11 protein-coding genes are annotated in these 9,232 nt (G+C 69.7%); 10 read left to right on the top strand and 1 reads right to left on the bottom strand.

Annotation, left to right across the window (positions count from 1 at the left end; translation table 11 throughout):
* The 5 genes from MD221_RS16315 to MD221_RS16295 form a co-directional block, all read left to right on the top strand.
* Positions 1–205: hypothetical protein (locus MD221_RS16315; protein ID WP_242113031.1), on the top strand; the 205-nt coding region annotated here is incomplete at its 5' end.
* Between the two features lie 77 nt (positions 206–282).
* A complete protein-coding gene (gene mazG / locus MD221_RS16310; protein WP_242113037.1) occupies positions 283–1,074 on the top strand; it encodes a nucleoside triphosphate pyrophosphohydrolase in 792 nt (263 codons plus the stop codon).
* A 51-nt stretch (positions 1,075–1,125) separates the two neighbouring features.
* Positions 1,126–1,497, top strand: a complete 372-nt coding sequence (locus tag MD221_RS16305; protein ID WP_242113029.1) for a DUF2180 family protein — start codon at positions 1,126–1,128, stop codon at positions 1,495–1,497.
* A 12-nt stretch (positions 1,498–1,509) separates the two neighbouring features.
* The gene (locus MD221_RS16300) at positions 1,510–1,812 is read left to right on the top strand and encodes an Mpo1-like protein (RefSeq protein WP_242113028.1); all 303 of its coding nucleotides are present in this window, start codon (positions 1,510–1,512) and stop codon (positions 1,810–1,812) included.
* Positions 1,813–1,872: 60 nt separating this feature from the next.
* Positions 1,873–2,838, top strand: coding sequence for an XVIPCD domain-containing protein (locus tag MD221_RS16295; RefSeq protein ID WP_242113027.1), 966 nt, complete (start codon positions 1,873–1,875; stop codon positions 2,836–2,838).
* A gap of 15 nt (positions 2,839–2,853) precedes the next feature.
* Here MD221_RS16295 and MD221_RS16290 read toward each other — a convergent pair whose 3' ends face one another.
* Positions 2,854–3,201, bottom strand: a complete 348-nt coding sequence (locus MD221_RS16290) for a DMT family protein (RefSeq protein WP_242113026.1) — start codon at positions 3,199–3,201, stop codon at positions 2,854–2,856.
* Between the two features lie 245 nt (positions 3,202–3,446).
* Here MD221_RS16290 and MD221_RS16285 point away from each other — a divergent pair, with 245 nt between their 5' ends.
* The 5 genes from MD221_RS16285 to MD221_RS16265 all read left to right on the top strand — a co-directional run bounded on the left by MD221_RS16285 (position 3,447) and on the right by MD221_RS16265 (position 9,225).
* Complete coding sequence (locus MD221_RS16285; RefSeq protein ID WP_242113025.1) at positions 3,447–4,160, top strand: response regulator transcription factor; 714 nt, start codon at positions 3,447–3,449, stop codon at positions 4,158–4,160.
* A 41-nt stretch (positions 4,161–4,201) separates the two neighbouring features.
* Complete coding sequence (locus MD221_RS16280; protein ID WP_242113024.1) at positions 4,202–5,509, top strand: sensor histidine kinase; 1,308 nt, start codon at positions 4,202–4,204, stop codon at positions 5,507–5,509.
* Positions 5,510–5,750: 241 nt separating this feature from the next.
* Entirely contained in the window at positions 5,751–7,265 is a 1,515-nt protein-coding gene (locus tag MD221_RS16275; RefSeq protein ID WP_242113023.1) for an efflux RND transporter periplasmic adaptor subunit, read from the top strand.
* Positions 7,262–7,993, top strand: coding sequence for an ABC transporter ATP-binding protein (locus MD221_RS16270; protein ID WP_242113021.1), 732 nt, complete (start codon positions 7,262–7,264; stop codon positions 7,991–7,993). Before MD221_RS16275 ends, MD221_RS16270 begins: the two co-directional genes overlap by 4 nt.
* Entirely contained in the window at positions 7,990–9,225 is a 1,236-nt protein-coding gene (locus tag MD221_RS16265; protein WP_242113020.1) for an ABC transporter permease, read from the top strand. Before MD221_RS16270 ends, MD221_RS16265 begins: the two co-directional genes overlap by 4 nt.
* The last annotated feature ends 7 nt before the right edge of the window (positions 9,226–9,232 follow it).

The following is a 9,232-nucleotide window of genomic DNA, read 5'->3' as shown; positions in this document are numbered from 1 at the left end:
TTCGTTTCTTTTGACGCTTATCAAAAGAAATGAACTCGGCCGCGATAGCGGACGAAACGCTCTGCTCCTAAAAAAACAGCAAAAGCAGAGATCAGAAGCAGAGTCCCAGCCAGCCAGGCTGGCGAGGCAGGAGGCCTCGGCCCACGGCGAGAGGCAGGGCACGCCATCGATACGTGCCCTGGCAAGCCGCCATGCTTTTGCTTAAGGTGCCAGCGCAAACGACACGCTACCGGAATCCCCGTGCCCACCCCCGACCACGACATCCAACGCCTGCTGGACATCATGTCCCGCCTGCGCGACCGCGACACCGGCTGCCCCTGGGACATCGAGCAGGATTTCTCCACCATCGCCCCGTACACCATCGAGGAGGCCTACGAGGTCGCCGACGCCATCGACCGCGGCGATCTGCCCGCGTTGAAGGACGAGCTGGGCGACCTGCTGCTGCAGGTGGTGTTCCACGCGCAGATGGCGCGGGAGCAGGGGGCGTTCGGCTTCGGCGAGGTGGTCGCGGCGATCAGCGAGAAGATGCTGCGCCGCCATCCGCACGTGTTCGGGGATGCGGCGCGCGACGATGCCGAGGCGGTGAAGCGCAGCTGGGAGCAGATCAAGCAGGCCGAGCGCCGCGAGGCTGGCGAGCGCGATGCGTCCGCCTTGGCCGGCATCTCGCGCGGGCTGCCGGAGTGGCAGCGGGCGACCAAGCTGCAGAACCGCGCCGCGCGGGTCGGCTTCGATTGGCCCGGCCCCGAGCCGGTGATCGACAAGCTGCACGAGGAGATCGACGAGGTGCGCGCCGAGTTCGCCGCGGTCGCCGCCGACCCGCGCGATGCCGGCGCCCGCGACCGCCTGGAGGACGAAATCGGCGACCTGCTGTTCGTCTGCGCCAACCTGGCGCGGCACGCCAAGGTCGACGTCGGCGGCGCGCTGCGCCGCGCCAACCTCAAGTTCGAACGCCGCTTCCGCGCGATGGAGGCGCTGGCCGCCGCCGACGGCGTCGAGTTGCAGAACCAGCCGCTGACGGTGCAGGATGGCTATTGGGACCGGGCCAAGGCCATGGAGAAGGTCCAGGGAAGCTGAGCAATCTCGTATTGCCCTGAGATTCCTGAGTCGACGAGAACGGGAGGTTCCATGCAGTGCTACCAGCACCATGATCGCGCCGCGGTGGGCGTCTGCCGCGGCTGCGGCAAAGGCGTTTGCGCGGAAGGCTGCGCGGAGGATCTGGGCTTCGGCCTGTCCTGCAGCAACGACTGCAGCATCCGCCTCGGCCATGTCGAGGCCCTGAACCACAAGGCCGGCGCGGCGTACTCGGCGGGCCGGCGCTACCTGTGGCTGGGGCCGACGCTGGCCGCCGTGCTGGCCGCGATGTTCCTCTACCTGGGATGGATCGAGTACCGCAACGCGCGCGAATACTGGTTCCCCGCCGCGTTCGGCCTGCTGCTGTCGCTGACCGCGATCGTTCTGTTCGTGCGCAATCGCAACTGGTCCAGGGCGATCCGCTAGGAGGATGCCGCCATGCCACGCTTCGCCAGCTTCCGCGAGTTCTATCCCTTCTACCTGAGCGAACACAGCAACCGCACCTCGCGGCGTCTGCATTTCGTCGGCAGTTGCGGCGTGCTGGCGCTGCTGGCGGCGGCCATCGCGCAGGGCAACGGCTGGTGGCTGCTGGCCGCGCTGCTGTGCGGGTACGGGTTCGCCTGGGTGGGGCATTTCTTCTTCGAGAAGAACAGGCCGGCGACCTTCAAGCACCCGATCTATTCCTTCGTCGGCGACTGGGTGATGTTCAAGGACATCCTCGCCGGCAAGATCAAGTTCTGACCCCGCTCTGCCGAACGTGCCCGGGCAATTGGCGACAACACGGAAGAAGATCCTCTCGTAATGGCGAAATACTCGATCGAGGCGCGGCTGTACCGCGTCCAGGAACTGTCGGTCAGCCACACCTATTGGTTGCTCCGGGACCTGTCCACCGGGGTCCCGATCGCCGAGCTGCACGGTCTGATCACCGACCGGGGCACCGGCGCGGCGCTGCAGTTCGGCCTGGACGCCGGCGGCGGGCACGCGCTGCAGGCCTGGCACTACATCCATGCGCCGGTGGAAGGGCTGTGGATGGCGCCCGAGCGCACCGAGTTCAACGACAGCGCGCTCTACTGGGAGGGGCAGAAGGCGGTGGCGCTGTTCGTCGGCGACGCGGCCGAGGCGCTGCTGCGCTGGAATTCGGCGGCGGCGATCCTGCCGCTGCTCAACCGCCAGGACCTGGACTACCCCGCGCGCGGCGAGGACGGGGTCGACGACAACAGCCTCTACGCCACCCTGGGCGACATCATGGGCGTGCAGCCGCACGTGTTCGAGGACGGCGACGCGCCGGGCACCGCGCACCGCATGCTCGACGCGCGCCAGATCGAGGCCTTCCGCTTCCGCTTCGAGGGGCCGCGCGAGGACGTGGAGGCCCCGCCCGCGCCAGCGGAGGCGCCCTCGGCGCCGGCGCCCTCGCGCCCGGCGGCCTTCGATCCGACCAATCCCACGCATCCCGACCACCCGCTGTACAAGCAGAGCCTGGCGGCGGTGCACAAGCTCGACGCCAGCCTGGGCCGCACCTCGGACGAGGCCAGCGAACGCCTGGCCGCCAGCATGCTGCTGCTGGCCAAGCAGGTCGGGCTCGAACGCATCGACCACGTGATCCTGAGCATCAAGACCGATTACGTGTCGCGCGGCCAGAACGTGTTCGTGGTGCAGAACGACTACCACTCCTGGCTGCACCGCCGCGCGCACATCGACACCGGTGCGGCGGTGGCCACGCCGGCGGCCGAGACCTTCCGCAAGCTCGAGGCGCTGGCCGCGCATTGAGCGCGGCCGGCGGCCTCATTCCAGGAAGATCAGCCAGGCCGCCACCGCGATCAGCGCGAATCCGGCCCAGTGGTTCCATTTCAGCGTCTGCCCGAGGTAGGTCGCGGAGAACACCGCGAACACCAGCAGCGTGATCACCTCCTGCATGCCCTTGAGCTGCGGCGCCGTGTAGACGGCGCTGCCCATGCGGTTGGCCGGCACCTGCAGGCAGTATTCGAAGAAGGCGATGCCCCAGCTGGCCATGACCGCGATCCACAGCGGCGAGGACTTGTACTTCAGGTGGCCGTACCAGGCGAAGGTCATGAAGACGTTCGATCCGACCAGCAGGAGGACGGGCAGGAGGCGGTCGAGCAGTGTGGGCATGGCGGAGAGTCGGCGGGGCGGGGTGCAAAGCGTAACCACCTTCACGCTCCCTCCACCGACGGGATCGCAATCTTCACAAAGCTGAAGAGGCCTTCATTAACGATTGGGTTCCGGGTCTTCAGGATGATGCGGCGCCCCCGCTTCGGGCGGCGGCGCGGGTCTGGCAAGGCGGGCGGTCCGAATCGGGAGCGCCTCCGCCGGGCCGGGATCGTTCTGTCCAAGCCGGCGCAAACCCGGGAGCAGTTATGCGTGGATCACAGGAACCGGGCGGGCTCGTCCTGATCGTCGAGGACAACCGCAACATCTCGGAGATGGTCGGCGAGTACCTCGAGGGCAAGGGCTTCGAGGTCGACTACGCCACCGACGGGCTCGACGGCTACCGCCTGGCCTCGGAGAACAGCTACGACGTGGTGGTGCTGGACCTGATGCTGCCGCGCCTGGACGGCATCGAGGTGTGCAAGCGCCTGCGCGAGGAGGCCCGCAAGTCGACGCCGGTGCTGATGCTCACCGCGCGCGACACGCTGGACGAGAAGCTCACCGGCCTGGGCGCCGGCGCCGACGACTACCTGACCAAGCCCTTCGCGATCCAGGAACTGGAGGCGCGGCTGCGCGCGCTGATCCGCCGCGAGCGCCGCCAGGTGGGTTCGGAGGTGCTGAAGGTCGCCGACCTGGTGCTCGACCCGGCCTCGCTGCGCGCCACCCGCGGCGGCGTCGAGCTGCAGCTCTCGCCCATCGGCCTGAAGCTGCTGACCATCCTGATGCGCGAATCGCCGCGCGTGGTCAACCGGCAGGAGATCGAGCGCGAGATCTGGGGCAACAGCCTGCCCGACTCCGACACCCTGCGCAGCCATCTGTACAACCTGCGCAAGACCATCGACAAGCCCTACGGCAAGCAGCTGCTGCACACCGTGCAGAGCGCCGGCTATCGCATCGCCGACATCGAGCAGCCTCCCTCCTGAGGCGATGCAGTAAGCTGTCGCACCCTCCGCACGGTGCCGCCATGCCCCAGGGGTTGCCACGCAAGCTGCGCTACGCCTTCATCCTGCAGGCGGTGCTGATGAGCCTTGCCATCGCGGTGGGCATCGTCGTCGCCGGCGCCGTGATCCGCGAGCTGGCGACCGAGCGCAGGCTGCATGCCGAGGCCGGGCACTACTGGTCCGGGCGCGCGCGCGATCCGGCGTTCCCGCTGCCGACCACCTCCACCGTCAGCGGCTATTTCCTCGCCCCGGGCGATTCGCCCGCGCGCCTGCCCGCGGCGCTGCGCGGCTTCCGGCCCGGCATCTCGCGCCTGCCGGGAACCTCCTACAAGGTGCTGGTCGAGCAGCGGCCGCAGGGGCGGCTGTACGTGGTGATGTCCTTCCCGGTGACCGATACCACGGTGTTCTCGATCGGGGCGACCTCGATCCTGCTCTCGCTGCTGGCCGTGTGCGGGGCCACCTGGCTCACCTACCGCACCTCCAAGCGGCTGGTGACGCCGGTCAACTGGCTGGCCGAGCAGGTCTCGCGCTGGCAGCCGGGCGATCCGGACACCGGCGCGATGGCCAACCTGCTGGCGTCCGAGCGCATCCCGGGCGAGGAGGGCAGCGAGGTACAGAAGCTCGGCCGCGCGCTGCGCGGGCTGGCCGAGCGCGTGCAGGACTTCGTGCGGCGCGAGCGCGATTTCACCCGCGACGCCAGCCACGAGCTGCGCACGCCGCTCACGGTGATCCGGGTGGCCACCGACATGATGCTGGCCGATGCCGAGGTCTCGCCGCGGCAGCAGCGCGCGCTGGCCCGCATGCAGCGCGCCGGGCGCGACATGGAGGCGGTGATCGAGGCCTTCCTGATCCTGGCGCGCGAGGGCGGCGACGGCGCCCTGCTGGAGGACTTCGACGTCAACGCCGTGGTCGACGAGGAAGCCGAGAAGGCGCGGATGCGCCTGCGCGACAAGCCGGTCGAGCTGGTGGTGACCGCCTACGCCGCGCCGCGCCTGTACGCCTCGCCGCGCGCGCTGGCGGTGATCCTCGACAAGCTGCTCGACAACGCCTGCACTTTCACCGACCAGGGGCGCGTGGAGGTGATCGTGGAGAGCGACCGCATCATCGTCCAGGACACCGGCATCGGCATGTCGCCGGAGATCCTCAGCAAGGCCTACGATCCGTTCTACCGCGCCGACATCTTCGGACGCGGCGGCAAGGGCATGGGGCTGTCGATCGTGCGTCGGCTCGGCGAACGCTTCGGCTGGCAGATGACGCTGGACAGCGCGCCGGGCGTGGGCACCACGGCGACGGTCGGTTTCGCGCGGCGCGGGCCCGAGGGGCATGCTTGAGGGGCACGATCGAGGGACACGGGCATGGCGCAGGGTGCGCCGCCGGGAAGGCTCGCCGCGGTTCCGAAAGCGCCGCCGCCGTGGCTTTTCGGGAACTTTCGCCTGATGCGGTGATCCTGGTTACAGCACGCGCGCCGGGCCGGGCGGTTAACGCCGTCCGTCCCGTCCTCCACAATAGCCGCTGTCAACCCGGGCCGGCCTGGTGCGTTGCCCAGCATCGGCTCCATTTCCTGGCGATCGCATGAGCACATCCCGCAAGACCCCCGCCGCGCGCCTGGTGCGCCGCATCGCCGTCCTCGCGGTCCTGGCCGCGGTCGCGGTGGCCGGCTATTGGTACTGGCAGCAGCGCGCCGCCGCCGGCGAGGGCGGAACCTGGCGCACCACGGCGGTGGAGCGCGGCGACATCCGCGTGGCGATCTCCGCCACCGGCACGCTGAGCGCGATCTCCACGGTCACCGTCGGCAGCCAGATCTCCGGCCAGGTGACCGACGTGCTGGTCGACTACAACGACAAGGTCGAGAAGAACCAGGTCATCGCCCGCATCGACCCGAGCAGCTACGAGGCGCGGATGGTGCAGGGCGCAGCGCAGATCGCCAACGCCGAGGCCGCGCTGCGCCAGGCGCAGGCGACCTTGCGCAACGCCGAGCTCGACTACCAGCGCAAGTCCGAGCTGGTCGCGCAGCAGCTGGTGGCCAGGAGCGACGTCGACCTGGCGCGCGCGGCGCGCGACCAGGCGCAGGCGCAGGTCAACGCGGCGCAGGCGACGATCCGCCAGCAGTCGGCGACCACCCAGACCACCCGCATCGACCTCGAGCGCACCGTGATCCGCTCGCCGGTCAACGGCGTGGTGCTGACCCGTTCGATCGAGCCCGGCCAGACCGTGGCCGCCAGCCTGCAGGCGCCGGAGCTGTTCAAGATCGCCGAGGACCTGGGCAAGATGCAGATCGAGCTGGCGGTGGACGAATCCGACATCGGCCAGGTCAAGGTCGGGCAGGGCGTGTCCTTCACCGCCGACGCTTTCCCCGACCGCCAGTTCCGCGGCACGGTGGAGCAGGTGCGGCTGTCGGCGACCACCACCAACAACGTCGTCACCTATCCGGTGATCGTGACGGTGGACAACAGCGACGGCACGCTGCTGCCGGGGCTGACCGTCAACGCCGAGATCGAGGTGAGCAAGCGCAACGGCGTGCTCAAGGTGTCCAACGCGGCGCTGCGCTACAAGCCGGCCGGCGAGGAGGACGCGGACGCGCCGGCGGCCTCCGGCCGCGGGCCCGGCGGCATGGCGGACGACCTGGTCCGCTTCGCGGCCGAGCTGCGCCTGACGCCCGCGCAACAGGCCGAGTTCGACAAGGCCATCGCCGCCATGCGCCAGCGCATCGCCGCGCGCATGGCCCCGCAGGCGGCCGAGGGCGGCAACCGGCTGTTCGGCGGCCGTGGCGGTGGCGGCGGCATGCGCATCGTCATGGGCGGCAGCGGCGATGCCCAGGGCCAGATGCGCCAGCGCATGGTCGAGCGCATGAACCAGCAGTTCGCCGCCTTCCGCGCCACGCTCGACGCCGCCCAGCAGAAGCAGTGGGACGCGCAGATCTCGGCGCTGATCGGCGCCAAGCGCGCGCCGCTGTACAAGCTGGTCGGCGACAAGCCGCAGCGGGTCATGGTGCGCGTGGGCGTGAGCGACGGCAGCAACACCGAGATTTCCGGCGACGTCCGCGAGGGCGACCAGATCGTCACCGGCGAGCGGGCGGCGCAGGAATGAGCGCCGCCGTCGCGCCGGTGATCGAAACCCGGCAGCTCGGCAAGGTCTACTCGCCCGGCAGCGAGGCCGAGGTGGTGGCGCTCAAGGGCGTCGACCTGCGCATCGAGCGCGGCGATTTCGTCGCGATCATGGGGCCGTCGGGTTCGGGCAAGTCGACGCTGATGAACCTGATCGGCTGCCTCGACACGCCCACCACCGGCCGCTACGCCTGCGACGGCGTCGACGTGGCCAGCCTGGCCCCGGAGGAGCTCGCGGCGCTGCGCCGGGACAAGATCGGCTTCGTGTTCCAGGGCTTCAACCTGCTGCCGCGCATGAGCGCGCTGGAGAACGTCGCCATGCCGCTGAGCTACGCGCGCGTGCCGCCGCACGAGCGGCTGCGCCTGGCGCGCGAGGCGCTGGACGCGGTCGGCCTGTCCGAGCGCGCCGACCACCGCCCCAGCGAATTGTCCGGCGGCCAGCAGCAGCGCGTGGCCATCGCCCGCGCGCTGATCAACCGGCCGCCGATCCTGCTGGCCGACGAGCCCACCGGCGCGCTCGACAGCCGCACCGGCGAGGAGATCCTGGCGCTGTTCAAGCGCCTGCGCGACGAGGAACACACCGTGGTGCTGATCACCCACGACGCCGACGTCGCCGCGCACGCCGACCGCATCTACGTGATGCGCGACGGGGAATTACATCCTGACAGCGCGCATCCCGACGGCGCGCACGCCGGGGGGGCGCCGACATGAATTTCTCGGACATCCTGCGTACCGCCATCTACGCCCTGCGCGGCAACTGGATGCGCAGCGCGCTGACCTCGCTGGGCGTGATCATCGGCATCGCCGCGGTGATCGTGATGGTCTCGGTGGGTCAGGGCACGCAGAAGGAGATCGACAAGCTGGTCTCCGGGCTGGGTTCGCAGCGGCTGGACATCAATCCCGGCGCCGGCCGCGGGACGGGCGGCGCGCGCATGAGCGCGAGCAGCTTCTTCACGCTTACCGAGGGCGACGTCGAGGCCATCCGCACCGAACTTCCGGAAGTGCAGTACGTGGCCGGCGCCTTGCGCGGCAACACCCAGGTCGTGTACGCGGAGAACAATTCCGCGACCAACTGGCAGGCGGTGCAGCCGGATTACTTCGACATCAACAGCTGGACGGTGGCCAGCGGCAGCCTGTTCGACGCGCAGGACTACAGCAGCGCCGCCAAGGAAGTGGTGATCGGCGACACCGTGCGGCGGACCCTGTTCGGCGACGACGACGGCATCGGCCAGACCATCCGCCTGGGTCGCGTGCCCTTCATCGTGGTCGGCACGCTGGCGCCGAAGGGGCAGGGCGGCTTCGGCCAGGACCAGGACGACGTGGTGATGGTGCCGCTGGAAACCGGGCGCCGCCGGCTGATGGGCATGATGGGCCTGCCGCCGAGCGCGGTGATGCAGGTCTCGCTCACCGTCTCCGACGCCAAGGACCTGGCCTACGTGCAGACCGAGATCGAGGCGCTGCTGCGCCAGCGCCACAAGATCAAGCCCGGCGAGGACGACGACTTCACCGTCCGCAACATCAGCGAGATCGTCAAGACGCGCACCGCCACCACCGACCTGATGTCGAAGCTGCTCGGCGCGGTGGCGACCATCTGCCTGATCGTGGGCGGCATCGGCATCATGAACATCATGTTGGTGTCGGTGACCGAGCGCATCCGCGAGATCGGCCTGCGCATGGCGGTGGGCGCCGGGCCGCGCGACGTGCGCCGGCAGTTCCTGGCTGAGGCGATGCTGATCTCGCTGATCGGCGGCGTGATCGGCATCGGCATCGGCGTGATCGGCGCGCTGCTGGTGGGCAAGTTCAGCGAGCTGCCGGTGGCGCTCAACGCGCAGGTGGTCGGGCTGGCGGCGGCGTTCTCGATCGCCACCGGCCTGTTCTTCGGCTACTACCCGGCGCGCAAGGCCTCGCAGCTGGATCCGATCGAGGCGCTGCGCCAGCAGTAGGACGGGC

Source organism: Luteimonas aquatica, assembly GCF_022662575.1.
In the GTDB taxonomy this organism is placed as follows: Bacteria; Pseudomonadota; Gammaproteobacteria; order Xanthomonadales; family Xanthomonadaceae; genus Luteimonas; species Luteimonas aquatica.
Note: the sequence above shows the minus strand (reverse complement) of the source record. Positions and strands in the feature narration are given on the sequence as shown.